This is a genomic window from Paracoccus chinensis (assembly GCF_900102885.1).
In the GTDB taxonomy this organism is placed as follows: Bacteria; Pseudomonadota; Alphaproteobacteria; order Rhodobacterales; family Rhodobacteraceae; genus Paracoccus; species Paracoccus chinensis.
In genome coordinates this window covers 138210-160904 of sequence record NZ_FNGE01000005.1, presented here as the reverse complement: position 1 = coordinate 160904, position 22695 = coordinate 138210, and the positions used below count along the sequence as shown (strand labels likewise).

Annotated in this window: 22 protein-coding genes, 1 tRNA gene and 1 other RNA gene; 20 read left to right on the top strand and 4 right to left on the bottom strand. The window is 68.7% G+C overall.

Features of this window, described 5'->3' with window-relative positions; all coding sequences use genetic code 11:
* Window positions 1–102: 102 nt before the first annotated feature.
* A complete protein-coding gene (locus BLQ03_RS07290) occupies window positions 103–1440 on the bottom strand; it encodes a capsule biosynthesis protein (RefSeq protein ID WP_090754350.1) in 1338 nt (445 codons plus the stop codon).
* A gap of 186 nt (window positions 1441–1626) precedes the next feature.
* Between BLQ03_RS07290 and BLQ03_RS07285 the strand changes: the two genes are divergently transcribed.
* The 6 genes from BLQ03_RS07285 to BLQ03_RS07260 all read left to right on the top strand — a co-directional run bounded on the left by BLQ03_RS07285 (window position 1627) and on the right by BLQ03_RS07260 (window position 6126).
* Complete coding sequence (locus BLQ03_RS07285) at window positions 1627–2220, top strand: riboflavin synthase (protein ID WP_090754349.1); 594 nt, start codon at window positions 1627–1629, stop codon at window positions 2218–2220.
* 91 nt (window positions 2221–2311) lie between these two features.
* Complete coding sequence (ribB, locus tag BLQ03_RS07280; RefSeq protein WP_090754347.1) at window positions 2312–3424, top strand: 3,4-dihydroxy-2-butanone-4-phosphate synthase; 1113 nt, start codon at window positions 2312–2314, stop codon at window positions 3422–3424.
* Between the two features lie 6 nt (window positions 3425–3430).
* The gene (locus BLQ03_RS07275) at window positions 3431–3991 is read left to right on the top strand and encodes a 6,7-dimethyl-8-ribityllumazine synthase (RefSeq protein WP_090754345.1); all 561 of its coding nucleotides are present in this window, start codon (window positions 3431–3433) and stop codon (window positions 3989–3991) included.
* Window positions 3988–4467 carry a transcription antitermination factor NusB gene (gene nusB / locus BLQ03_RS07270; protein ID WP_090754343.1) on the top strand — a complete coding sequence of 160 codons (480 nt, stop codon included), beginning with the start codon at window positions 3988–3990 and terminating at the stop codon, window positions 4465–4467. The genes BLQ03_RS07275 and nusB overlap by 4 nt, the downstream gene beginning before the upstream one ends.
* A 70-nt stretch (window positions 4468–4537) precedes the next feature.
* Window positions 4538–4849: a hypothetical protein gene (locus tag BLQ03_RS07265; protein ID WP_090754481.1), complete on the top strand. Its 312-nt coding sequence runs from the start codon at window positions 4538–4540 to the stop codon at window positions 4847–4849.
* Window positions 4850–5205: 356 nt separating this feature from the next.
* Window positions 5206–6126: a DUF481 domain-containing protein gene (locus BLQ03_RS07260; RefSeq protein ID WP_090754341.1), complete on the top strand. Its 921-nt coding sequence runs from the start codon at window positions 5206–5208 to the stop codon at window positions 6124–6126.
* Window positions 6127–6257: 131 nt separating this feature from the next.
* Here BLQ03_RS07260 and ssrS read toward each other — a convergent pair.
* A non-coding RNA gene (gene ssrS, locus BLQ03_RS19170) (6S RNA) lies at window positions 6258–6416 on the bottom strand.
* Window positions 6417–6516: 100 nt separating this feature from the next.
* Here ssrS and BLQ03_RS07255 point away from each other — a divergent pair.
* Window positions 6517–6987, top strand: coding sequence for an MmcB family DNA repair protein (locus tag BLQ03_RS07255; protein WP_090754478.1), 471 nt, complete (start codon window positions 6517–6519; stop codon window positions 6985–6987).
* Between the two features lie 57 nt (window positions 6988–7044).
* On the opposite strand, the gene BLQ03_RS07250 is transcribed toward BLQ03_RS07255, so the two are convergent.
* Entirely contained in the window at window positions 7045–7284 is a 240-nt protein-coding gene (locus BLQ03_RS07250) for a DUF6324 family protein (RefSeq protein WP_090754338.1), read from the bottom strand.
* A gap of 110 nt (window positions 7285–7394) precedes the next feature.
* Here BLQ03_RS07250 and BLQ03_RS07245 point away from each other — a divergent pair.
* From BLQ03_RS07245 to BLQ03_RS07190, 12 genes are all read left to right on the top strand, one after another.
* Window positions 7395–7471 (top strand) — tRNA-His (locus BLQ03_RS07245).
* 71 nt (window positions 7472–7542) lie between these two features.
* Window positions 7543–8244: a GntR family transcriptional regulator gene (locus BLQ03_RS07240; protein ID WP_090754336.1), complete on the top strand. Its 702-nt coding sequence runs from the start codon at window positions 7543–7545 to the stop codon at window positions 8242–8244.
* 95 nt (window positions 8245–8339) lie between these two features.
* Window positions 8340–9302: a dihydrodipicolinate synthase family protein gene (locus BLQ03_RS07235; RefSeq protein WP_090754334.1), complete on the top strand. Its 963-nt coding sequence runs from the start codon at window positions 8340–8342 to the stop codon at window positions 9300–9302.
* 128 nt (window positions 9303–9430) lie between these two features.
* Window positions 9431–10240 (top strand): ABC transporter substrate-binding protein, encoded by an 810-nt coding sequence (locus tag BLQ03_RS07230; protein WP_090754332.1) that lies wholly within the window; start codon window positions 9431–9433, stop codon window positions 10238–10240.
* A gap of 58 nt (window positions 10241–10298) precedes the next feature.
* Complete coding sequence (locus tag BLQ03_RS07225; RefSeq protein WP_090754330.1) at window positions 10299–10964, top strand: amino acid ABC transporter permease; 666 nt, start codon at window positions 10299–10301, stop codon at window positions 10962–10964.
* Window positions 10965–10977: 13 nt separating this feature from the next.
* Complete coding sequence (locus BLQ03_RS07220) at window positions 10978–11631, top strand: amino acid ABC transporter permease (protein ID WP_090754328.1); 654 nt, start codon at window positions 10978–10980, stop codon at window positions 11629–11631.
* On the top strand, window positions 11624–12346 hold the full coding sequence (locus BLQ03_RS07215; RefSeq protein WP_090754326.1) for an amino acid ABC transporter ATP-binding protein: 723 nt from the start codon (window positions 11624–11626) through the stop codon (window positions 12344–12346). Before BLQ03_RS07220 ends, BLQ03_RS07215 begins: the two co-directional genes overlap by 8 nt.
* 1 nt (window position 12347) lies before the next feature.
* Window positions 12348–13598 (top strand): NAD(P)/FAD-dependent oxidoreductase, encoded by a 1251-nt coding sequence (locus tag BLQ03_RS07210; protein ID WP_090754324.1) that lies wholly within the window; start codon window positions 12348–12350, stop codon window positions 13596–13598.
* Window positions 13595–14596: a 4-hydroxyproline epimerase gene (locus BLQ03_RS07205; protein ID WP_090754322.1), complete on the top strand. Its 1002-nt coding sequence runs from the start codon at window positions 13595–13597 to the stop codon at window positions 14594–14596. The genes BLQ03_RS07210 and BLQ03_RS07205 overlap by 4 nt, the downstream gene beginning before the upstream one ends.
* Window positions 14593–16260 carry a cis-3-hydroxy-L-proline dehydratase gene (lhpI, locus tag BLQ03_RS07200; RefSeq protein WP_090754320.1) on the top strand — a complete coding sequence of 556 codons (1668 nt, stop codon included), beginning with the start codon at window positions 14593–14595 and terminating at the stop codon, window positions 16258–16260. The genes BLQ03_RS07205 and lhpI overlap by 4 nt, the downstream gene beginning before the upstream one ends.
* A 9-nt stretch (window positions 16261–16269) precedes the next feature.
* Window positions 16270–17298, top strand: a complete 1029-nt coding sequence (locus BLQ03_RS07195) for a trans-3-hydroxy-L-proline dehydratase (protein WP_090754318.1) — start codon at window positions 16270–16272, stop codon at window positions 17296–17298.
* Between the two features lie 29 nt (window positions 17299–17327).
* The gene (locus tag BLQ03_RS07190) at window positions 17328–18362 is read left to right on the top strand and encodes an Ldh family oxidoreductase (RefSeq protein WP_342672011.1); all 1035 of its coding nucleotides are present in this window, start codon (window positions 17328–17330) and stop codon (window positions 18360–18362) included.
* Between the two features lie 314 nt (window positions 18363–18676).
* Here BLQ03_RS07190 and putA read toward each other — a convergent pair whose 3' ends face one another.
* Window positions 18677–22084, bottom strand: coding sequence for a bifunctional proline dehydrogenase/L-glutamate gamma-semialdehyde dehydrogenase PutA (gene putA, locus BLQ03_RS07185; protein WP_090754314.1), 3408 nt, complete (start codon window positions 22082–22084; stop codon window positions 18677–18679).
* 113 nt (window positions 22085–22197) lie between these two features.
* On the opposite strand from putA, the gene BLQ03_RS07180 reads away from it, so the two are divergent.
* A complete protein-coding gene (locus BLQ03_RS07180) occupies window positions 22198–22659 on the top strand; it encodes an Lrp/AsnC family transcriptional regulator (RefSeq protein WP_090754313.1) in 462 nt (153 codons plus the stop codon).
* Window positions 22660–22695 lie beyond the last annotated feature (36 nt).

The following is a 22695-nucleotide window of genomic DNA, read 5'->3' as shown; positions in this document are numbered from 1 at the left end:
GTCCAGGTCTCCTGTCCACCGGGCGACTCTGCGTCGCGCCATCTTGTTCTCTTGTGAATGTCTTTACCCCCTGTGCCGGGGCACATCCAGAAAAAGCATGATTTACCGGTCGCGCGCGTCCATCTGTTGCCGGTAGCGCGCATCTCCGCATTCCAGCGCGGCATAGGGATCCTGCGGGTCCAGCATCATGTCCACGACCAGGCGCAGGGCATGGGCGCGCGACCGCGCCGCGTAGAATCCGCCCGGCACCTGGCAGGTATCCAGCAGGTAGTTGCGGTAATCGCGGTAGCGCGCCTGGTCGGGCGGCGCGGGGCGGCGCAGGAAATCCTCGAGGCTCTGGCCGGACACGAGGCCCGGCTTGGCATAGACCGACCGCCCCATCGCCTTGACCGGCAGCCCCCGCCACAGCGCCTGCTGCGCGGCCGTCGAGTTGATCGTCACCGCCGAGCGGGCCTGCGACAGAAGCCCCGCCAGCTTGCCGCCCTGCACCAGGTGCACCCGGTCCGCGATCCCCAGCGCCTGCGCCTGGGCGATGATGGCCGCCCGCAGCGCCGCGCGGTCGTCTTCCAGCGGATGGGCCTTGAAGACGATGTGATGGTGGCGCGGGGCCGCGCGGGCGAAGGCCTCCAGCACTTCGCCCGTGAACTCGGACATGGTGCGATAGGGCGAATGGGCCCGGAAGCTCGAATCATGTTCAAGCTGCATCAGCACCAGGACATAGGGAAAGCCCGCCCCCCGGATCGCGCGGGCCTGCCGCCAGCGGCGGACGGCATGGACCGGCGACAGCAGCAGGCGCGCAAGGTTCAGCCGGAATTCGCGCGCCAGGGTGATGTCACGGTGCGAGGTGAAGCCCGGATAGCGCCGGTTCGCCGTCAGCACGAGGAAGTGGTAGAGCGTCCCGTAGAACTTGTGCTGGCGCATGTCGCCCCAATGGGCGGGGGGGCGGTTCACCTCGGCCCCGTAGGCGCGCTGGACGGCGCGCATCCGGTCCAGGCTGATCTCCATCAGTGCCGAATAGCCGTTCGAGCCGCCGCGTTCGTAGGTGATCCAGTAGGGGCGCAGGTAGCCTTCCTCGAAGACGTGCAGGTTCAGGCCCTTGCGGGTGGCGGCCTCGCGCGCGGCGGCGTGGATCGGGCGGACGTCGCCGTAAAGAACGATGTCGGTGACGCCCTTTCCGGCGATCAGCCGGTCCAGGTGGGCGGGCCATGCGTCGGGGCCGCCGGTGTGGGGGACGAAGAAGGCGCGGTCGCGCCAGAAGAACTCGTCCCCCGCGTTGAAGCCGACGCGCCAGACCGTGGCGCCCGCCGCGCGCAGAAGCCGTCCCAGACGGTCGAAGAACGGCCCGTGCGGACCTTGCAGCAGCAGGAAGACCCGCCGCTCGGGAGGCAGGTCCGCGGACAGGGACAGGGGAGGGGGCAGGCCGGGCGCGGGCGCGTTCATGACAGGATCCAGCCCAGGCAAGGGAACGGCAGGTGAAGCAGGACGGGGGCGAATCTGCGGCAAGGTTAATAGACGGGACACAGGCCGGGTCAACCCTGGGGCGAGGCGGCTGCGGGCCAAGGCTTGCGCCCGCCGCGCGCGGGCGTCATCGTGACGGCTCCACAAGGATAGCAGGGGCGGCCCGAGATGTTCACCGGAATCATCACCGATATCGGCACGGTCGCCGCGGTCGAGATGCGCGGGGACATGCGCGCCCGCATCGCCTGCAACTACGACATGGCCGGCGTGGACATGGGCGCCTCGATCGCCTGCGACGGCATCTGCCTGACCGTGGTGGCCAAGGGCATGGACTGGTTCGAGGTCGATATCTCGGCCGAAACGCTGGCGCGCACCAACATCGGCGCCAATGGCTGGCGCTCGGGCCAGCGCATCAACCTGGAACGCGCCCTGCGCGTGGGCGACGAGCTGGGCGGCCATATCGTGTCGGGCCATGTCGATGGCATCGCCCGCGTCGTGGGCGCCCGGGACGAGGGCGACAGCCTGCGGCTGAGCTTCGAGGCGCCGCAAGGGCTTGCGCGCTTCATCGCGCCCAAGGGCTCGGTCGCGCTGAACGGCACCTCGCTGACCGTGAACGAGGTCGAGGGCAACCGCTTCGGCGTGAACCTGATCCCCCACACCCGCGAGGTCACGACCTGGGGCGATGTGGCCGAGGGCGACCTGGTGAACCTGGAAATCGACACGCTGGCCCGCTACGTCGCGCGGCTGGCCGAGGCGGGCTGAGGCGGCGCCGCCGGGACGTCGCGGACCGTGACATCTTCCGCCCGGGGGCCGCTTCGGTTAAGGCAACCCCAAATGTCTGCAGGATGCCACGATGGAATATGAACAGCCCGGACCGGTCGAGCGCGACTGGTCGGATGCCGTCTCCGCGATCGAGGAGATCATCGAGGACGCCCGCAACGGCCGCATGTTCATCCTGGTCGACCACGAGGACCGCGAGAACGAGGGCGACCTGGTCATCCCCGCGCAGATGGCGACGCCCGACGCGATCAACTTCATGGCGACCCACGGCCGCGGCCTGATCTGCCTGTCGCTGCCGGGCGAGCGGATCGACGCGCTGGGCCTGCCGCTGATGAGCCCCAAGAACTCGAGCCGGCACGAGACCGCCTTCACCCTGTCCATCGAGGCGCGCGAGGGCGTCACGACCGGCATCTCGGCCCACGACCGCGCACGCACCGTGTCGGTCGCCATCGACCCGACCAAGGGCGCGGGTGACATCGCCACGCCGGGCCACGTCTTCCCGCTGCGCGCCCGCACCGGGGGCGTCCTTGTCCGCGCGGGCCATACCGAGGCCGCCGTGGACATCGCGCGGCTGGCGGGGCTGAACCCCTCGGGCGTGATCTGCGAGATCATGAAGGACGACGGCTCGATGGCGCGGCTGCCGGATCTCGTGGCCTTTGCGCAGAAGCACGGGCTGAAGATCGGCACCATCAGCGACCTGATCGCCTATCGCCGCCGCCACGACAACCTGATCGCCGAACGCGATGCCCGCGCCGTGACCTCGGTCCATGGCGGCGAATGGATGATGCGCGTCTTCGCCGACGAGGCGCAGGGCGCCGAGCATATCGTGCTGAGCAAGGGCGACCTGACCACGTCCGAGCCGGTGCTGGTGCGGATGCATTCGCTGGACCCGCTGCACGACGTCCTCGGCATCGGCCGCGCCAGCGACCTGCCCGCCGCGATGCGGATGATCGCCGCCGAGGGCCGGGGCGTGGTCGTCCTGCTGCGCGACCTGTCGCCCACGCTGCCCAAGCCCGGCGAGACCGGATCGCACACCCTGCGCAACTATGGGCTGGGGGCGCAGATCCTCGCCACGCTGGGCATCCACGAGATGGTGCTGCTGACGAACTCGGCGCCGCTGAAGATAGTCGGGCTTGACGCCTACGGGCTTTCCATCCATTCCACCCGCCCGATTCCGCAGGACTGACCCGCCATGGCCGCGCTGACCGAACATTACACCCTGGCCCTTCCGGCCTTCGATGCGCCGGTGCGGCTGCTGATCGTGGTCGCGCCCTATTACCGGGCCATCGCCGACGACCTGATCGCCGGCGCAAGGGCCACGGCCGAGGAGGCAGGGGCCACGGTCGATCTGGTCGAGGTGCCGGGCGCGCTGGAAGTCCCGACCGCCATCGCCATGGCCGGGCGGCTGGCGCAATACGACGGTTACGTGGCGCTGGGCTGCGTGATCCGGGGCGAGACGACGCATTACGACACCGTCTGCAACGACAGCTCGCGCGGGCTGACGCTGCTGGGGCTGCAGGGGCTCTGCATCGGCAACGGCATCCTGACGGTCGAGAACATGGACCAGGCCGTGGTGCGCGCCGATCCGCAGGGCCAGAACAAGGGCGGCGGGGCCGCCGCCGCAACCCTGCACCTGATCGCGCTGCAGCGCCGCTGGGCCGGGGCGAAGCGCCCCGTGGGTTTCGGCCGCGACGAAGGCCCCCGCGACGTGATCCGCCTGGCGGGCGAACTCGACGGGTCGGCCCAGGGATGAGCGACCTGTCCCAGAACCCCCGCCCCAACCGCCGCGCGCTCAGCGCCGCTGCCCGCGTCTATGCCGTGCAGGCCCTGTTCCAGATGGAAGCCGCCGACCAGTCGGCCGACCGCGTGGTGCGCGAATTCGCCAACTGGCGCATCGGTGTCGATTATGACGAGGGCACCTCGCCCGAGGCCGACGAGGACCTGTTCGAGCGGATCGTGGACGGCGCCGTCAACTGGCAGGCGCGCATCGACCAGATGACCGACCGCGCGCTGGTCGCCAAGTGGCCGATCGACCGCATCGACCCGGTCCTGCGCGCGGTCTTCCGCGCCGCCGGGTCCGAACTGGTGGGAACGGACACGCCGCCCCGCGTGGTGATTTCCGAATATGTCGCCGTCGCCGACGCCTTCTTCCCCGAAGGAAAGGAAGCGCGCTTCGTCAACGCCGTGCTGGACCACATGGCCCGCGCCGCCCGCCCGGACGCGTTTTGAGCCCTTCCGGACGGTGACAGGCGAAGTGCGGATCCCTACATAACAGGGATCACGCATGGGAGGTCGCGCGATGCCCGAACTCATCCGCCTTTATATCCGCAACATCTTCTTCGGCTTCCTGCTGGCGCTGGCCTTCACCGCGGCGCTTGTCGGGCTGGACGTGGCGAACCTGCGCCACCTGACGCTGGAAACCACGGGCGGCTGGCTCGCGCTGGGGCTTCTGGTGATCTTCAACACCATCGTCTTTGCGGGCGTGCAGTTCGCCATCGCCATCATGCGCATGGCCGAGCCCGAGGACGACCCGCGGGGCGGCACGCGCGCCCCCGTTGTGACGCCCGAGCCGGTGCTGGCGCCTGCCCCGGCCGCGTCCCGCCGCCGCTGAGCGGGAGGGTTTCCGGGTCAGTTTGCCACGGGAATTGTGCGAGTTTTGCAACAGTCCGAACCGGCCCGGCTCTGCACTGCAGGGCCGGGCTTCTTTCAACGCGCAGCGCAGCCGGGCTGCAATCCGTCGCGCCTTGGTTGCGCAAACCCTTGTGCCAGCATTGTTCTTTTGCTTGGGGCCACCTTTCTTGGGTAGGCCGAAGGCTTTCTTGATGGGCTGTCAAGCGGTTCCATCACGTTCCCGTGAGCTTCGGGTCTTGTCCTCGGGTCTTAACGCTTGGGCACCTGATCCATAGATCCGCGTTGTATCATCGAGCGACCCATCTGAGTGGTCGCAGAAGGATCGAGAGGCTCAGAATGCAAAAGATTTCCCTGTTCGCTAGCGCGTCCGCCCTGGCCATTCTGCTTGGCGCCCCGGCGTTCGCACAGACTGAATTCGCCCCCGGCGCCAGCATCATCGGCGCGGGCAACATCAACGAGCAGATCACCGACGTCGAGGATGCGGTCGAGGACGATTTCGCCCGCTCCAGCGACCCGCGCCGCTTCGGTCGCCCCGACAGCGCCCGCGAAGGTCTGTTCGGCTCGATCGCGCTGTCCTACACCGGCCGCGACGGCAACGACGAGAACCAGGACTTCACTCTTGGTGGCCGCCTGTCGCACAACGCCGGCCCGTTCCAGCAGTCGGTCGGCATCTTCCTGGAATTTAGCGAGGATGACGACGGCGACAAGGAAACCGAGGACACCTCGGTCATCTATGACGGCAACTACTACTTCAACGACCAGCTCTACGCGTTCATCCTGGGCCGCGTGAGCACCGACGGTCTGGCCGAAGAGTGGGAAGACCTCGACCCCGTCCTCGACGCGGACGAGATCGCCGAATACGAAGGCCGCGCCAAGCGCGACGCGTTCATCGGCATCGGCCCGGGCTACCGGATCATCAACAACCAGCAGACCGCATGGCGCGTGCAGGCTGGTGTCGGTATCCGCTACACCCAGCTGGTGGACTTCACGGAAGATGACGGCCTCGCGTCGAACACCGACACCGGCTACATCGTGTCGTCGCGCTTCTACCACGCGTTCAACGACAACTTCTTCCTGACCAACGACACCGACTACCTGACGTCGGACGCCAACGACCTGGCGACCAACGAACTGGGCCTGAACTTCCGCATGTCGGACAACCTCGCGACCCGCGTGTCCTACAAGTCGGAATACAACTCGGAGCGGGAGATCCGCACCGACAACACGGTCGGCGTCTCGCTGGTCGTCGGGTTCTGATCTTCCCTCGATCGGAATCTCTCTCGGGAAGGGGCGGTCGCAAGGCCGCCCTTTCTTCTTGGCCGCACCTGTCATGACCCTTGCGCCAATGGAAAAGGCCGCCCCCGCGAAGGGGCGGCCTTTTGGATGTGGCGGGAACCGCAGCGACCGTGGCGGCGCAGGTTCCCCCGAAAGCCTGGATATCCAGGTGGGTGCCGGTTAACAGGACCAGGGCCCTGACAGAGCCAGCCCCCTCGGAGAAGTTATAGGCCAGTGGGAAAAATGGCCGATCACGAGAAGAGCAGAAACCCGCCTTCCTTCTAGGTAGGAAGGACGCGCGGGCTGCGCAAGAGTGTCCCGCACGGGCACGCGCGCTTGCGGGATGTTTCCGCTTCGTTCATGGTGGCGCGCATGAATGACGAGGTTTCTTCCCCCGCCGACCTGCTGCCCGCGCAGCCTGGCCACAGGCTGGCCCGGGGCGTCGCGCGGATGCTGCTGGGCATGGGCCATGCGCCGCTGCTTGAATTCGTGCCCGCGCCGGGGCTGCGGGTGGACGTGATCTCGGTCACGCCCTCGGGCGAGATCTGGATCGTCGAATGCAAGAGCTGCCGCGCGGATTTCACGGGCGACCGCAAGTGGCAGGGCTACCTCGAATGGTGCGACCGCTTCTTCTGGGCAACCGACTGCGATTTCCCGGTGGAGCTTCTGCCCGAAGACAACGGCCTGCTGGTCGCCGATCCCTATGGCGCGGAACTCGCGCAGATGGCGCCGGTGGCAAAGCTGGCCGCCGCGCGGCGGGCGCGGGTGCTGCGCGACATCGCGCGGGTCGCGGCCTGCCGGCTTGTGCGCGTGAATGACCCGGGGGCCTTCACGCAGGGATAGGGCAGGGGGCCGCTCTCTTCGACGGCTCCCTCAAGCTGTTCCACCAAGCGGGCAGGCTCAGCGCCGCGCGGGACCCTTGGGGCGGGGCTTGCCCTTGGGCTTGGCGCCGCCCTGGCCGATCTCGCGCGCGGCCTCGGCGGCGGCCAGAAGTTCCTCGGCGATCTCGGTGGCCTCTTCGGGGTCGAAGTCCAGCGGCAGGTCGATCCCCTCGCCCTCGACATAGATGCGGACCATCCCGAGGTCGGTCGGCCCGATCTGCAGGTTGGCGGCGACGTCGCTTTCCTTGTTGATGCCCATCGCGCGATCCCCTTGCATGGCTGTGACGCGGATCGGTCTAGCCGAGTGCGCCCGCAGACGGCAAGATGCGCTTGCATCGGGCGCCGCGACGATTTATCTGCTGCGCCTGTGCCGCCTTAGCTCAGTTGGTTAGAGCGCTGGATTGTGGATCCAGAGGTCCCCCGTTCAAGCCGGGGAGGCGGTACCATCTTCCAGCCTTTACGCTTTTGCCCGGGAACGCTAGCAGGCGGCGATCCCCCCAGCGCTGGAGCCTGCCGGATGCCCGACACCCCTGATTCGCCATCCGAACGCAAGCGCGGCTCGGGCGTGCGTCTGGTTTATGACGCGCTGCGCGACGAGATCCTGGAACTGGTCCTGCCCCCCGGCACCCCCATCGACGAGGTCGCGCTGGCGGAACGCTTCGGCATGTCGCGCACGCCCGTCCGCGAGGCCCTGCTGCGGCTGGCGGGCGAGGGGCTGGTCGAGACGCTGCCCAACCGCTCGGCCATCGTCGCCAACATCGACTTCCTGAACCTGCATCACTTCTTCGACGCGATGACGCTGATGTATCGCGTGACGACGCGGCTGGCCGCGCTGAACCGCAGCGATGCCGATCTGGCGACGATCCGGGCCTGCCAGGCGCAGTTCGCCGCCGCGGTCGAGGCACAGGATGCGCTGGCGATGATCGCCACCAACCGCGCCTTCCATGCCGCCATCGCGGATGCGGGCGGCAACCCTTACTACATCGCCTTCTTCCTGCGCGTGCTGGACGAGGGGAGGCGGCTTCTGCGGCTGTATTACCAGTCCTACAACGACCGCCTGCCGCAAAGCATCGTGGGCGAGCACGAGGACATCATCGCCGCGATCGAGGCGGGCGATGTCGAGTTGTGCGACCGGCTGGGCCGGGCCCATGCCGACCAGATCATCCGCCAGATCCAGTCCTTCTTCGCCCGCGACCGCCGCGAGGACGTGCCGCTCTGATCAAAATTTTTGTCGACAGGGAAAATACAATCCGGCAAGAATGCTCCTGACCACAGATTCGGGGCGCGCACTTTCCCTGCGCCGAAGGAGCCAGCATGAAGACCGACATTTTCACCGGCGTGATCCCCGCGCTGATGACGCCCTGCACCGCCGACCGTCAGCCCGACTTCGACGCGCTGGTCCGCAAGGCGCAGGAGCTGATCGCGGCCGGCATGTCGGCGGTCGTCTATTGCGGCTCGATGGGTGACTGGCCGCTGCTGACGGATGCGCAGCGCATGGAAGGCGTGGAACGGCTGGTGAAGGCCGGGGTGCCGGTGATCGTCGGAACGGGCGCGGTGAACTCGGCTTCCGCCGTGGCCCATGCGGCCCATGCCCAGAAGGTCGGCGCGGCGGGGCTGATGGTGATCCCGCGCGTGCTGTCGCGCGGCAGCTCGCCCATCGCGCAGAAGAACCATTTCAAGGCCATCCTGGCGGCCGCGCCCGACCTGCCGGCGGTGATCTACAACAGCCCGCATTACGGCTTCGAAACCAAGGCCGACCTGTTCTTCGCCCTGCGCGCCGAGCATCCGAACCTCGTCGGCTTCAAGGAATTCGGCGGCACCAGGGCCATGACCTACGCGGCCGAGCACATCACCAGCGCCGACCCGGACGTGATCCTGATGGCGGGCGTCGATACCGGCGTCTTCCATGGCTATGTCAAGGCGGGCGCGACCGGCACCATCACCGGCATCGGCAACGTGATCCCGAAGGAGATCCTGCATTTCGTGGCGCTGGCCAAGGCAGCCGCTGCGGGCGACGTGAGTGCCCGCCTGCGCGCGCGCGAGCTGGGCGAGGCGCTTGAGGTGCTGTCGTCCTGGGACGAGGGCACGGACCTCGTGCTCTATTACAAGCACATGATGGTCATGCAGGGCGACGCGGAATATGCGCTGCATTTCAACGAAACGGACGAGCTCAGCCCCAGCCAGCGCGCCTGGGCCGAGGCGCAGTTCAACCAGTTCCGCGCCTGGTACGCCGAATGGTGCAAGCTGCCCGGGGCCGCGCCCGATCAGCGGGCCTGATCAGCGCCGTCGATTTGCCGGGCCGATGTGGAATACTGTCGGAATTATCAGGTTGATCCGCTGCAAGTCGCGCGGGTAGCTGACGACGTCAGGACGAACGGCCAGAGAGCCAGACAGGGAGTGTGACAATGAAGACCTCGATCTTCGGTGCGGCGCTGGTCGCCGCCACCGCCATCGCCGGCGCGGCCCAGGCCGACAAGCTGGACGACATCATCGCCTCGGGCACGCTGCGTTGCGCGGTCGTGCTGGACTTCCCGCCCATGGGGATGCGCGATGACCAGAACAACCCGATCGGCTTCGACGTCGATTACTGCAACGACCTCGCTGCTGCGCTGGGCGTCACCGCCGAGATCGTGGAAACGCCCTTCCCCGAGCGCATCCCCGCGCTGATGGCGGGCCGGGTGGACGTGGGCGTGGCCTCGACCTCGGACACGCTGGAGCGCGCCAAGACCGTCGGCATGTCGGTTCCGTACTACGCCTTCGAGAACGCCGTCGTCGCCCGCGAAGGCGTCGAGATGACGAACTGGGAAGGCATGAAGGGCAAGACCGTCGGCGCCACCGCCGGCACCTACGAGGCGATCTGGCTGGAAGGCAAGGTCAAGGAGTGGGGCGAGGGCGAGTTCCGTCCCTACCAGACCCAGGCCGACGTCTTCCTGGCCCTCAGCCAGGGGCAGCTCGACGCCACCGTCTCGACGGTCGAGGTCGCCAACGCCAACGTCAAGTCGGGCAACTTCCCCGGCATCCGCGTCGTGGACAAGGCGCCGATGGTGCCGGACTATGTCGCGCTGTTCACGCTGCGCGAGGAATACGGCCTTATCAACTACCTGAACCTGTTCGTGAACCAGCAGGTCCGCACCGGCCGCTACGCCGAGCTTTACACGAAATGGGTGGGCGAGGGCGAGCCTGCCGACCTGACCGTGAACGGCGTCTACCGCTGATCCAAGGCGCGGCGCGGACAGGCCCGCGCCGCGTTCCCCGACACGGACAGGATCAGGCATGTTCGGTTACACATTCCAGTGGAAGCAGGCCCTCGCGCGCCTGCCGCAGATGCTGGACGGCGCCCTTGTCACCATGCAGATCGCCATCCTGTCGATGGTCATCGGCATCGTGCTGGCGGTCCTGCTGACGGTCTTCCGTCGGTCGGGCAGCCGCATCCTGGGCGCCATCGCCACAACCTGGGTCGAGGTCGCGCGCAACACGCCCGCGCTGTTCCAGATCTACATGGCCCATTTCGGGCTGGCCAGCTTCGGCATCCATCTCAGCCCCTATGTCTCGCTTCTGGTGGGCATCACCTTCAACAACGCAGGCTACCTGGCGGAAAACTTCCGCGGCGCGCTGAAGGCCATTCCGGAAACGCAGACCCGCGCCGGCCGCTCGCTGGGGATGAGCCCGCTGCAGGCCTTCCGCTACATCGTCATGCCGCAGATGCTGCGCATCGCCTTTCTGCCCATGACGAACCAGATGGTCTGGGCCGTGCTGATGACCTCGCTGGGCGTGACCGTGGGGATGAACACCGATCTCTTCGGCGTGACGCAGGCCCTGAACGCGCTGACCTTCCGCACCTTCGAGCTTTTCGCCATCGCGGCCGTCATCTTCTATCTGATCGTCAAGGTGATCCAGACGGCCGCGCGCCTGATCGCCTGGCGCCTGTTCCGGTACTGAGGGGGCCACGCGCATGTTCGACACGGCCCTGACAACCGCCGACCTCCTGTTCCTCGCCCGCGGCGCGGGCATCACCATCATCGTCACCCTGATCTCGGTGGCGCTGGGCACGGCTCTGGGGATCGCCTTCGGCGTCATCCGCTATCAGGTCGGCCCCTGGTGGGCCGCGCCGCTGACCTTCGTGCTGGACGTCTTCCGCTCCGTGCCCCTGCTGATCCAGCTGGTGCTGGCCAACGCCTTCATGGGCGTCGTGCTCAAGCTCAAGCTGTCGGGCTTCACCATCGCCTGCGGGGTGCTGACCATGTACACCGCCGCCTATTGCGCGGAAATCGTGCGCGGCGGGATCGAGGCCGTGCCGATGACCACCCGCCGCGCGGCGCGTTCGCTGGGGCTGACCTGGCGGCAGGACATGACCAACATCGTCATGCCGCTGGCCACGCGCGTTGCGCTGCCGTCCTGGATCGGCCTGGCGCTGGGCGTCATGAAGGACTCGGCGCTGGTTTACATCGTGCAGGTGACGGAACTGCTGAAATCCACGCAGATCCTGATCACCCGCCTGCAGGAGCCGCTGTTCCTTCTGATGATCTGCGGCGCCTTCTACTTCCTCATCAGCTTCCCGCTGGCGCGGCTTGGCGGTTACCTCGAAAGGCGCTGGTCCAATGATTGAGATCGAGAACGTCCACAAATCCTTCGGCTCGCTCGAGGTGCTGAAGGGCATCGACCTGACCGTGGACAAGGGCGAGGTGCTGACGGTGATCGGCGGCTCGGGGTCGGGCAAGTCCACGCTGCTGACCTGCATCAACGGGCTCGAACCCATCAACGGCGGCCGCATCGTCGTGGACGGGATCGAGGTCCACGCGAAATCCACCGACCTCAACAAGCTGCGCCAGAAGATCGGCATCGTCTTCCAGCAGTTCAACGCCTTCCCCCACCTGACGGTGCTGGAGAACGTGACGCTGGCCCCTCGCAAGGTGCTGGGCATGTCCAAGGCACAGGCCGAGGAGGTTGCGGTCAAGCAACTGACCCACGTGGGCCTTGGCGACAAGCTGGGCGTCTATCCGACGCGCATGTCGGGCGGCCAGCAGCAGCGCATGGCCATTGCCCGGGCGCTGGCGATGTCGCCCTCCTACATGCTGTTCGACGAGGTGACATCCGCCCTCGACCCCATGCTGGTGGGCGAGGTGCTGGACACGCTGCGGATGCTCGCCTCCGAGGGCATGACGATGATCTGCGTCACGCACGAGATGAAGTTCGCGCGCGAGGTCTCGGACCGCGTGGCCTTCTTCCACAAGGGCGTCATGGCCGAGATCGCGCCGCCCGCCGAGCTGTTCGGGGCGCCCAAGGACCCCGAGTTGCAGAAGTTCCTGGCCGCGACCCACTGACATGCCTGCAGAGCTGATCGTCATCGGGGCCGGCGTCGTCGGCCTGTCCATCGCTGCCGCCGCGCAGGATCGCGGGCTTTCCGTCACCGTGATCGACCGCGAGGGCCCCGCTGCCGGCGCCTCGGCGGGGAACGCGGGCGCCTTTGCCTTCACCGACATCCTGCCGCTGGCCTCGCCCGGGATCCTGAAAAAGGCGCCGCGCTGGCTGCTGGACCCGCTGGGGCCGCTGACCGTGCCGCCGCGCTATGCCCTGCGGATCGCGCCCTGGATGCTGCGCTTCGGCCGCGCCTGCGCGCCCGATCGCGTGGCGCAGTCCATCGTCGCCCAGACGGCGCTGATGGACCTGTCCAGGGCGGAACTCGACGGCTTCCTGGCCCTGACCGGCACCACGCCCATGCTGCGGCGCGAGGGCAACCTTCAGGTCTATGAATCGCAGGCCGAGCTGGACGCGAGCCTGCCCGGCTGGGACGCCCGCGCCCGCCACGGGATCGAGTTCCGCCACATGGACGCGGGCGAGATGGCGCAGGTCCAGCCCGGCCTGTCGCCCCGCTTCACCCACGGCACCTTCACGCCCGGCTGGTATTCCATCGCGGATCCCAAGCTTTACACGCTGGCGCTGGCCGATCATGTCCGCGCGCGCGGCGGCGCCATCGAGACCGCCGAGATCGCCGCCCTGCGCCCGACCGAGACGGGCGTGGAACTGCACGCCACCGACGGCCGCAGCTTCACGACCGCGCAGGTGGTCGTCGCGGCGGGCGCCTTCTCGCACCGCATCGCCCGCACCCTGGGCGAGCGCATCCCGTTGGAAACCGAACGAGGCTACAACACCACGCTGCCCGAGGGCGCCTTTGACCTGCGGACGCAGGTGACCTTCGGCGGCCACGGCTTCGTGGTCACGCGGCTGTCCACCGGCATCCGCGTCGGCGGCGCGGTGGAACTGGGCGGGCTCAAGCTGCCCCCGAACTTCCGCCGGTCCGAGGCGATGTTGAAGAAGGCCAAGGCCTTCCTGCCCGCGCTCAAGACCGAGAACGGCGTGCAGTGGATGGGCTTCCGCCCCTCGCTGCCCGACAGCCTGCCCGCCATCGGCCGTGCCCGGGCGACGCCGCGCGTGACCTATGCCTTTGGCCACGGCCACTTGGGCCTGACCCAATCCCCCGGCACCGCCCGGCTGGTCGCGGACCTGCTGACCGGCCGGACCCCTGCCATCGACATCGCGGCCTTCTCGCCGCAACGCTTCCGGAGCTTCGCATGACGACCCACACCTTCTCCTGCATCGACGGGCACACCTGCGGCAACCCGGTGCGGCTCGTCTCGGGCGGCGGCCCGCGGCTGGAGGGCGCGACGATGCTGGAACGCCGCGCCCATTTCCTGCGCGACTTCGACTGGATCCGCACCGGCCTGATGTTCGAGCCGCGCGGCCACGACATGATGTCGGGCTCGATCCTCTATCCGCCGACGCGTCCCGACTGCGACGTGGCGGTGCTGTTCATCGAGACCTCGGGCTGCCTGCCCATGTGCGGCCACGGGCTGATCGGCACGATCACCATGGGGATCGAGAACGGGCTGATCCAGCCGCGCGAGCCGGGCAAGCTGTCCATCGACGCCCCCGCCGGCCGCGTGGACGTGACCTACCGGCAGGAGGGCCGCTTCGTCGAGGAGGTGCGCCTGACCAACGTCCCCGGCTTCCTTTACGCCGAGGGCCTGACGGTCGAGGTCGAGGGCCTGGGCGAGATCGTCGTGGACGTGGCCTATGGCGGCAATTTCTACGCCATCGTCGAGCCGCAGAAGAACTTCCGCGACATGGCCGACCACACGGCGGGCGAGCTGATCGGCTGGTCGCCCAAGCTGCGCGCGGCGCTGAACGCGAAATACGAGTTCGTCCACCCCGAGCATCCCGCCATCAACGGGCTGTCGCATATCCTCTGGACCGGCCAGCCGACCGTTCAGGGGGCCCACGCCCGCAACGCCGTCTTCTACGGCGACAAGGCCATCGACCGCTCGCCCTGCGGCACCGGCACCTCGGCCCGCATGGCGCAACTGACCGCCAAGGGCCGGCTGAAGGTTGGCGACGAGTTCTGGCACGAATCCATCATCGGCTCGATCTTCAAGGGCCGGGTCGAGGCGGCGGCCCGCGTGGGCGACCGCGACGCGATCATCCCCTCGGTCGCGGGATGGGCGCGGATGACCGGCTACAACACCATCTTCATCGACGAGCGCGACCCCTTCGCCCACGGCTTCGTCGTGAAATGACCGCCCGGCGCATCCTGCCCGGGCTGGCGGAAGGGCCGGTGCTGGCGATGGCCGAGGGCCTCAGCTTCTGGGGCGGCGTCGACCCCGAGACGGCGCGGGTCATCGACACCCATCACCCGGCGCATGGCGCAGGGCTGGCGGGCGCGGTGGTGATGATGCCGACCAGCCGAGGATCGTGCTCCGGCTCGGGCGTGATGCTGGACCTGATGCTGAACGCCCGCGCCCCGGCGGCGCTGGTGTTTTCCGAAGCCGAGGACATCCTGACCTTGGGCGCCCTGATCGGGGCCGAGATGTTCGGCCGCACCGTCCCGGTGCTGCGCGTCAGCGCCGAGGACTTCGCCCGTCTGTCCGCCCAGCCGAGCCTGCGAATCGAGGCAGATGCGATTACCGGGGACGGCATCTTGGTTCCCATCGAGGACGCCCCCGATACCTCCCTGGCCCTGACACCCGAGGATCAGGCGATCCTCGAAGGTCGCGACGGCGCGGCGGCGGCGCTTGCGATGCGGACCGTCTGCGCCATGGCCCGCCAGCAGGGCGCGGCCAGCCTGACCGACATCACGCGCGGCCATATCGACGGCTGCATCCTCGCCCATCCCGCGAACCTGATCTTCGCCGAGCGGATGGCCGAACTCGGCGCCAAGGTGCGCGTTCCCACGACGATCAACGCCATCTCGGTGGACCGCGAGGGCTGGCCGGGGCAGGGGGTCGATCCCGATTTCGGCGCCCGCGCCTCGCGCCTGGCCGATGCCTATGTCCGCATGGGTTGCCGCCCCAGCTTCACCTGCGCGCCCTATCTGCTGACCGACCGTCCGGCGGCGGGAGAGGACATCGCCTGGGCCGAATCCAACGCCGTCGTCTTCGCCAACACCGTCCTTGGCGCGCGGACGCCGAAGCATCCGGATTACCTCGATCTCTGCATGGCCGTGACGGGGCGGGCGCCCTTAGCCGGCGTCTATCTGGACGAGGCCCGCCGCCCCGCGCTGGTGCTGGAGGTGGAGGCCCCCGAGGGCGCGGACGACTCCTTCTGGCCGCTGCTGGGCTATGTCGCGGGCCACATGGCGGGCGGCGCGATCCCGCTACTGCGCGGTCTTGCGGCGCTGAACCCCACCACCGACGACCTCAAGGCGATGTGCGCGGCCTTCGGCACTACCTCGGGCGCGCCCATGCTGCATGTCGAAGGCGTCACGCCCGAGGCGCATCTGCTGCCGCTGCCCCATGCCACCCGAGGCCGCGTCACCCGGGCCGACCTTTCACGCGCCTGGGCCGAACTGAACCAGGGCCCCGAGGCGGTGGACCTGGTCGCCGTCGGCAGCCCCCATGCCTCGGCCCCCGAGTGCCGCGCGCTTGCGGAACTGCTGGACGGTCTCGTCGCCATCCCCCTGATCGTCACCGCAGGACGCGCGATCATCGCCGACCTCGACCGCGACGGCACTCTCGCGCGGCTGAAAGCCAACGGCGTGCAGGTCATCCCCGACCTCTGCTGGTGTTCCATCACCGAGCCGGTGTTCCCGCCGCAGGCGCGGGCGGTCATGACGAGCTCGGGCAAGTATGCCCATTACGGCCCCGGCCTCTCCGGCCGCGCCCTGCGCTTCGGCAGCCTTGCCGACTGCGCCCGGGCCGCCCGGACCGGCCGCGCCGCCCCTATGCCCGACTGGCTGACCTGAGAGGCCCCGATGCGCAGCAGCAAGACCATCCACGTGATTTCCGCCCATGCCGAGGGCGAGGTCGGCGACGTCATCGTGGGCGGCGTCACGCCACCTCCGGGCGGGACACTGTGGGAGCAATCCCGCTGGATCGCGCGGGACAACACCCTTCGGAACTTCGTCCTGAACGAGCCACGCGGCGGCGTCTTCCGCCACGTGAACCTGCTGGTCCCGCCGAAGAACCCGGAGGCCGACGCGGCCTTCATCATCATGGAGCCCGAGGACACGCCGCCCATGTCCGGCTCGAACTCCATCTGCGTCTCGACCGTGCTGCTGGACGCGGGCATCCTGCCGATGACCGAGCCCGAGACGCGCATCACGCTTGAAGCCCCCGGCGGCCTTGTCCGCGTCCGCGCCGAGTGCAGGGACGGCAAGGCCGAGCGCATCTTCGTCGAGAACCTGCCCAGCTTCGCGGGCAAGCTGGATGCCGCGCTTGAGGTCGAGGGCATCGGCACCCTGACCGTGGATACCGCCTATGGCGGCGATAGCTTCGTCATCGTGGACGCCGCCGCGATGGGCTTCAGTCTCTCCCCTGACGAGGCGCATGACATCGCCCGCCTCGGCGTCCGCATCACCAAGGCCGCCGACGAACAGCTTGGCTTCCACCACCCTACCAACCCTGACTGGCGGCATTTCTCTTTCTGCCTGTTTGCCGGCCCCGTGAGCCGCGAGGACCACGAACTGCGTGCAGGCGCCGCCGTGGCGATCCGCCCCGGCAAGGTGGACCGCTCGCCCACTGGCACGGCGCTGTCGGCCCGCATGGCGGTGCTGCACGCGCGGGGGCAGATGGGGATGGACGACCGGCTGACCGCCGTCTCGCTAATCGGCTCGACCTTTTCGGGCCGCATCCTCGGCACCACCACCGTCGGCGACCTGCCCGCGATCCGCCCCGAGATCTCGGGGCGCGGCTGGATCACCGGCATCCACCAGCACATGCTTGACCCTTCGGACCCCTGGCCCGAGGGTTACAGGCTGACCGATACCTGGGGCGCCCGCTGAGGGCGCCTTTTCCGCAAGAAAAGGAGCGCATGATGGCCCAACCGATCACCCTCAGTCCCGAGGCCCTGGCCGAAAGGGTCACGCGCATCTTCCTTGCAGGCGGCCTGTCGCAGCTTCAGGCGGAAACGCTGGCCGCCACCATCGTCGCGGGCGAGCGTGACGCCTGCAAGTCGCACGGCATCTACCGGATCGAGGGCTGCCTGCGCACCGTCGCCGCCGGCAAGGTCCAGCCGCAAGCCGAGCCAGAACTGCAGGACGACGGCTCGCCCATCGTCCGCGTTGATGCGAAGGGCGCGTTTTCCACTGCCGCCTTCGCCATCGGCCTGCCGGTGCTGGTCGAACGGGCGCGGCAGCATGGGCTTGCGGCGATGGTCGTCAACTCCTGCACCCATATCTCGGCGCTCTGGCCCGAGATCGAGGCGATCACCGCCGAGGGCCTCGCCGCCATGGTCATGTGCCCCAGCTATTCGACCGTCGCGCCTGCCGGGGGCAGCGCGCCGCTCTTGGGCACCAACCCCTTCGCCTTCGGCTGGCCCCGCAAGGATGCCTCGCCCTACGTCTTCGACTTCGCCACCTCGGTCATGGCGCGGGGCGACGTGGAACTGCACCGGATCGAGGGCCGTCCCTTGCCCGAGGGCACGGCGGTGGACCGCGACGGGAACCCCACCATCGACCCGGCCGAGGCGCTGGCGGGCGCGATGCTGCCCTTCGGGGGCCACAAGGGCTCGGCCATCTCGACTATGATCGAGCTTTTGGCCGCCGCGATGATCGGTGACCTGAATAGCGCGGAATGCCTCGACTATCTCGGCACGACGACCCTCGGCCCGCACCACGGTGAACTGATCCTCGCCTTCTCGCCCGAGCGCTTCGCCGCGGGCCGCGCCGACCCCTTCGCCCGCGCCGAGACGCTGTTCGAGGCGATCTTGGGCCAGGGCGCCCGCCTTCCCTCGCAGCGCCGCTTCGAGGCGCGGAAACGCTCGGCCGCCGAGGGCATCGCGCTGACCGCCGAGGAAGTGGAGATGCTGGAGCGGCTGGAACGCGCACCCTTCGGGGCGCAAGCGTAACCTCCGACCAGTGCTGTCAAGTCGGGCAGGCGCTGCGACACCCTTCGCAGCGCCTCCACGCTGTAAGATCAGCCCGGATGGATTGCACGCTCAGGCCATCCGCTCAACTTGATGCGCTTTCTGGCGTGGAAACAGCGAAACCGCCCGAATGCACATTCGGGCGGTTTCAAATATCCTCGAGCTGGCGAACGCCGGGGAATGCTCCGGGGACCGTTTTTCAGCAAGACAGGGGCGAAGCCCGGACGGAGGCAGACAGCCCGGGCTAGGGGCCGCCCCGAAAAGGGGCGCCCGCTGCCCAAGCGCCGCCCTCACGTTCACCCCGCCAGCAGCGCGGCGTTGCCGCCCGCCGCCGTGGTGTCCACGCAGAGATGCCGCTCATGCGCGACATGGGCGCGGTCGGGCATCGCCGTGATCAGCGGCAGGATCGGACCCTTCCGGCCCGCCAGCGCCTGGGCATAGGCCTCGGCCATCTCGGCCTCGCCCCACCAGAGCGCGCCCGAGAAGCCCTCCAGATGCGCCAGCGCGGCGGGCTCGACCCGGCCCGTTGCCTCGACCGCCGAGCCGCCAAGGGCCTCGACCGCCGCGCGCTGGGCGCGGGCCGCACCCGGACCGGGGCCGAGGCACAGCAGCGGCGGGCGGGTGTAAAGGCTCAGGCGGTTCATCTCGCCCGTGGGGCCCGGCATCAGGCGCTCGTCAATGCGGCGCTCCTCGGTCTGTCGAAGTGCGCGTTCCAGCGCGGCCATGTCCTGCGCGCCCTCGAAGGCGCCCTCGGCCAGGTCCGCCCCCTCGGAGGCATAGAAGCGCGGCAGGTAGTTCGGGCCGCCCGCCTTGGGACCGGTGCCCGACAGGCCCTCGCCGCCGAAGGGCTGCGAGCCCACAACCGCGCCGATCTGGTTGCGGTTGACGTAGATGTTGCCGACGCGGACGGCCTCGCTGATCTCCTGCACGCGGCCATCGATGCGAGTGTGCAACCCGAAGGTCAGGCCGAAGCCGCGGGCGTTCACGTCGCGGACGACCTCGTCCAGCTTGTCGGACGGGAAGGTGGCGACATGCAGGACGGGGCCGAAGACCTCGCGTTCAAGGTCGCCGATGCCCCCCACGCGGATCAGCGTCGGCGCGATGAAGGTGCCGCCGTCCGGCTGCGCGCTGCGATGCAGGACCGCGTTGCCGTTGGCCTGGATGTAGCCCGCGATGTCTGCCTGCGCGTCGCGGTCGATCACCGGGCCCACGTCGGTCGAGACGTGCCAGGGATCGCCCACGGTCAACTGGTCCATTGCGCCCTTGATCATCTCGATCACATGGGGCGCGCTGTCCTCCTGCAAGTAAAGGCAGCGCAGGGCGGAACAGCGCTGGCCCGCCGACTGGAAGGCCGAGGCCACGATGTCGCGCACCGCCTGTTCCGGCAGGGCGGTCGAATCCGCGATCATGGCGTTCAGGCCCCCGGTTTCCGCGATCAGCGGCGTGCCGGGGTCAAGATGCTGCGCCATGGACCGCGCGATGACCTGCGCCGTGTGGGTCGAGCCGGTGAAGACCACGCCCTTGACGCGCGGGTCCGCCGTGATGGCCGCGCCCACGGTCGCCCCGTCGCCCGGCAGCAGTTGCAGCGCGCTGCGGGGCACGCCCGCCTGGTGCAGTAGCCGCACGGCCATGGCCGCGATCAGCGGCGCCTGCTCGGCGGGCTTCGCCAGCACGGCGTTCCCGGCCATCAGCGCGGCGGCAACCTGGCCGGTGAAGATCGCCAGCGGGAAGTTCCAGGGGCTGATCGCCGCGAAGATGCCCCGGGGGGATCGCGTGTCGCTTTCGCCCTCGGCCGCGTAATACAGCAGGAAGTCCACCGCCTCGCGCAGCTCGCCCACGGCGTCGGGCAGGGTCTTGCCCGCCTCGCGCGCCAGCGTGGCGAAGATGGGACCGAAGTTGCCTTCGTACAGGTCGGCGGCGCGGCGCAGGGTGGCGGCGCGTTCCGCCGCCGGGGCGTCCCAGACTCGGGCGTCATCCAGCGCGCGGGCGACGGTGGATTCGTCGGCCTCGGTCACCTCGCCGATGACCTCGCCGGTCGCGGGGTTCACCACGGGCCGGGTCGTCCCCGAAGGCTCGGCCACGGTCAGCGGTGCGGCGGGGGGTAGGGGGACGCGGCGGGCGACCTCGATCCGGTCCAGCACGCCCGTGTCCGACAGGTCGAAGCCGCGCGAGTTCCGGCGCTGCGGCGCGAACAGCGCCTCGGGCGCCTTCAGGCCCTTGGGCGCGCGCGCCTCGGCCAGCGCCTCGAAGGGGTCGCGGGCGATGGATTCGGGCGTCACGCCTTCATCCACGATCTGGTGGACGAAGGAGGAGTTCGCACCGTTCTCCAGCAGACGCCGGACGAGATAGGCCAGCAGGTCGCGATGCGCGCCGACCGGGGCATAGATGCGGCAGTGCCCCTTGGTTTCCAACAGCAGGATGTCGTGCAGCCGCTCGCCCATGCCGTGCAGGCGCTGGAACTCGTAGGGGCGGCCTTGGGCCAGTTCCAGCACGGCGGCGGCGGTATGGGCGTTGTGGGTGGCGAACTGCGGGAACAGCCGGTCGCCCAGGCCGAACAGCTTCTGCGCCAGACAGATATAGGCCACGTCGGTCGCGGTCTTGGTGGTGAACAGCGGGAAGCCCGGCATCCCGCCGACCTGCGCCAGCTTCATCTCGCTGTCCCAATAGGCACCCTTGACCAGCCGGATGTTCATGCGCCGGTCATAGCGCTGCGCCATGTCGTAAAGCGCGTCGATGGTGGCACCGGCGCGCTTGCCGTAAGTCTGCACGACCACGCCGAAGCCGTCCCAGCCGGCAAGCGCCGGGTCCGACAGCACCGCGTCGATCACCTGCAGCGACAGGACCAGCCGGTCCTGCTCCTCGGCGTCCACGTGCAGCGCGATCCCCGCCTCGCGCGCCTGCCGGGCGAGCCTGCTGACCACGGGAACCAGTTCCGCCATGACACGCCCGGTCTGGGCGACCTCATAGCGCGGATGCAGCGCCGACAGCTTGATCGAAATGCCGGGGTTCTTCACGATCGAATCCGCCGATGCCGCCCGGCCGATGGCGGCAATGGCATGTTCGTAGTCGCGGGCATAGCGGGCGGCGTCGGCTTCGGTCCGCGCCGCCTCGCCCAGCATGTCGAAGGAATAGGTGTAGCCCTGCGCCTCGCGCTTGGCGCCACGTGAAAGCGCGCCCTCGATGGTCTCGCCCAGCACGAACTGGCGGCCCATCTCCTTCATGGCCCGGCCGACGGCGGTGCGGATCACCGGCTCGCCGAGGCGCCGGATCGCGCCGCGCAGGGTGCCCGCGATGCCGGGACGCGGCTCGGTCAGGACCTTGCCCGTTAGCATCAAGGCCCAGGTCGAGGCGTTGACCAGCGACGAAGCTGCCGTCCCGAGGTGCCGGTTCCATTCCGAGGGCGCGATCTTGTCCTCGATCAGCGCGTCGATGGTGGGGGCGTCGGGGACGCGCAGCATGGCCTCGGCCAGGCACATCAGCGCCACGCCCTCGCGGGTGGACAGCCCGTATTCGGCCAGGAAATGCTCCATCAGCGTGGGCTTGGCCTCGCTGCGGATGCGGCGGACGAGGGCCGCGGCGCGATCGGTGATGCGCTGGCGGGTGTGTGCCGGAATGGCGGCCTCGGCGACCAGCCGCTCCAGCACGGCCGTTTCGTCGGCGAACTTGGCGTCGAGGCCGAGGGTGGGGAAAGCGGCAGGGGTCATGGCAGGCTCGCAGGGCTGAAGGATGGCACAGGATAGCCGCAACGCGCTGGACGAGGTGACCAAAGATGGGCAGAAGCGTAGCCCGAACGACTGTCAGAAGCGGTATTTTCAGGATGACCCAGCTTGATCCCATCGACCGGCGCATCCTGGAGATCCTCGTGGCCGACGCGCGTATCCCGCTGACGGAACTCGCCCGCGCGGTGGGCCTGTCCAAGACCCCCGTGGCGCAGCGGCTCAAGCGGCTGGAGGAGTCCGGCATCATCACCGGCTATCGCGCGATCCTGTCTCCACTGAAGCTGGGACTGACCCATGTCACCTATGTCGAGATCTCGATGTCCGATACCCGCCAGAAGGCGCTGGAGGAGTTCAACGCCGCCGTCCGCCTGATCCCCGAGGTCGAGGAATGCTACATGATCGCGGGCGGCTATGATTACCAGCTCAAGATCCGATCCCGCGACATGGCGCATTTCCGGCAGGTCATGGCCGAGCGGATTTCCACGCTGCCCTACATCACCTCGACATCCAGTTACGTGGCGATGGAGGCGGTGGTGGAACAGAACTGGACCGCGATCTGAGGCCGGAAACCCGTTGAAACGGGCGCGCGTTTTCCT

What these genes read in the sequence shown, in the direction of transcription:
- BLQ03_RS07235 (WP_090754334.1), top strand. Translation starts at nt 8,340, where the DNA reads ATGAAGACCGACATTTTCACCGGCGTGATCCCCGCGCTGATGACGCCC.
- lhpI (WP_090754320.1), top strand. Translation starts at nt 14,593, where the DNA reads ATGACCGCCCGGCGCATCCTGCCCGGGCTGGCGGAAGGGCCGGTGCTG.
- BLQ03_RS07180 (WP_090754313.1), top strand. Translation starts at nt 22,198, where the DNA reads ATGACCCAGCTTGATCCCATCGACCGGCGCATCCTGGAGATCCTCGTG.
- BLQ03_RS07225 (WP_090754330.1), top strand. Translation starts at nt 10,299, where the DNA reads ATGTTCGGTTACACATTCCAGTGGAAGCAGGCCCTCGCGCGCCTGCCG.
- ribB (WP_090754347.1), top strand. Translation starts at nt 2,312, where the DNA reads ATGGAATATGAACAGCCCGGACCGGTCGAGCGCGACTGGTCGGATGCC.
- BLQ03_RS07210 (WP_090754324.1), top strand. Translation starts at nt 12,348, where the DNA reads ATGCCTGCAGAGCTGATCGTCATCGGGGCCGGCGTCGTCGGCCTGTCC.
- BLQ03_RS07250 (WP_090754338.1), bottom strand. Translation starts at nt 7,284, where the DNA reads ATGGGCATCAACAAGGAAAGCGACGTCGCCGCCAACCTGCAGATCGGG.
- BLQ03_RS07220 (WP_090754328.1), top strand. Translation starts at nt 10,978, where the DNA reads ATGTTCGACACGGCCCTGACAACCGCCGACCTCCTGTTCCTCGCCCGC.
- BLQ03_RS07285 (WP_090754349.1), top strand. Translation starts at nt 1,627, where the DNA reads ATGTTCACCGGAATCATCACCGATATCGGCACGGTCGCCGCGGTCGAG.
- BLQ03_RS07255 (WP_090754478.1), top strand. Translation starts at nt 6,517, where the DNA reads ATGAATGACGAGGTTTCTTCCCCCGCCGACCTGCTGCCCGCGCAGCCT.
- putA (WP_090754314.1), bottom strand. Translation starts at nt 22,084, where the DNA reads ATGACCCCTGCCGCTTTCCCCACCCTCGGCCTCGACGCCAAGTTCGCC.
- BLQ03_RS07195 (WP_090754318.1), top strand. Translation starts at nt 16,270, where the DNA reads ATGCGCAGCAGCAAGACCATCCACGTGATTTCCGCCCATGCCGAGGGC.
- BLQ03_RS07215 (WP_090754326.1), top strand. Translation starts at nt 11,624, where the DNA reads ATGATTGAGATCGAGAACGTCCACAAATCCTTCGGCTCGCTCGAGGTG.
- BLQ03_RS07265 (WP_090754481.1), top strand. Translation starts at nt 4,538, where the DNA reads ATGCCCGAACTCATCCGCCTTTATATCCGCAACATCTTCTTCGGCTTC.
- BLQ03_RS07260 (WP_090754341.1), top strand. Translation starts at nt 5,206, where the DNA reads ATGCAAAAGATTTCCCTGTTCGCTAGCGCGTCCGCCCTGGCCATTCTG.
- BLQ03_RS07290 (WP_090754350.1), bottom strand. Translation starts at nt 1,440, where the DNA reads ATGAACGCGCCCGCGCCCGGCCTGCCCCCTCCCCTGTCCCTGTCCGCG.
- nusB (WP_090754343.1), top strand. Translation starts at nt 3,988, where the DNA reads ATGAGCGACCTGTCCCAGAACCCCCGCCCCAACCGCCGCGCGCTCAGC.
- BLQ03_RS07190 (WP_342672011.1), top strand. Translation starts at nt 17,328, where the DNA reads ATGATGGCCCAACCGATCACCCTCAGTCCCGAGGCCCTGGCCGAAAGG.
- BLQ03_RS07205 (WP_090754322.1), top strand. Translation starts at nt 13,595, where the DNA reads ATGACGACCCACACCTTCTCCTGCATCGACGGGCACACCTGCGGCAAC.
- BLQ03_RS07275 (WP_090754345.1), top strand. Translation starts at nt 3,431, where the DNA reads ATGGCCGCGCTGACCGAACATTACACCCTGGCCCTTCCGGCCTTCGAT.
- BLQ03_RS07230 (WP_090754332.1), top strand. Translation starts at nt 9,431, where the DNA reads ATGAAGACCTCGATCTTCGGTGCGGCGCTGGTCGCCGCCACCGCCATC.
- BLQ03_RS07240 (WP_090754336.1), top strand. Translation starts at nt 7,543, where the DNA reads ATGCCCGACACCCCTGATTCGCCATCCGAACGCAAGCGCGGCTCGGGC.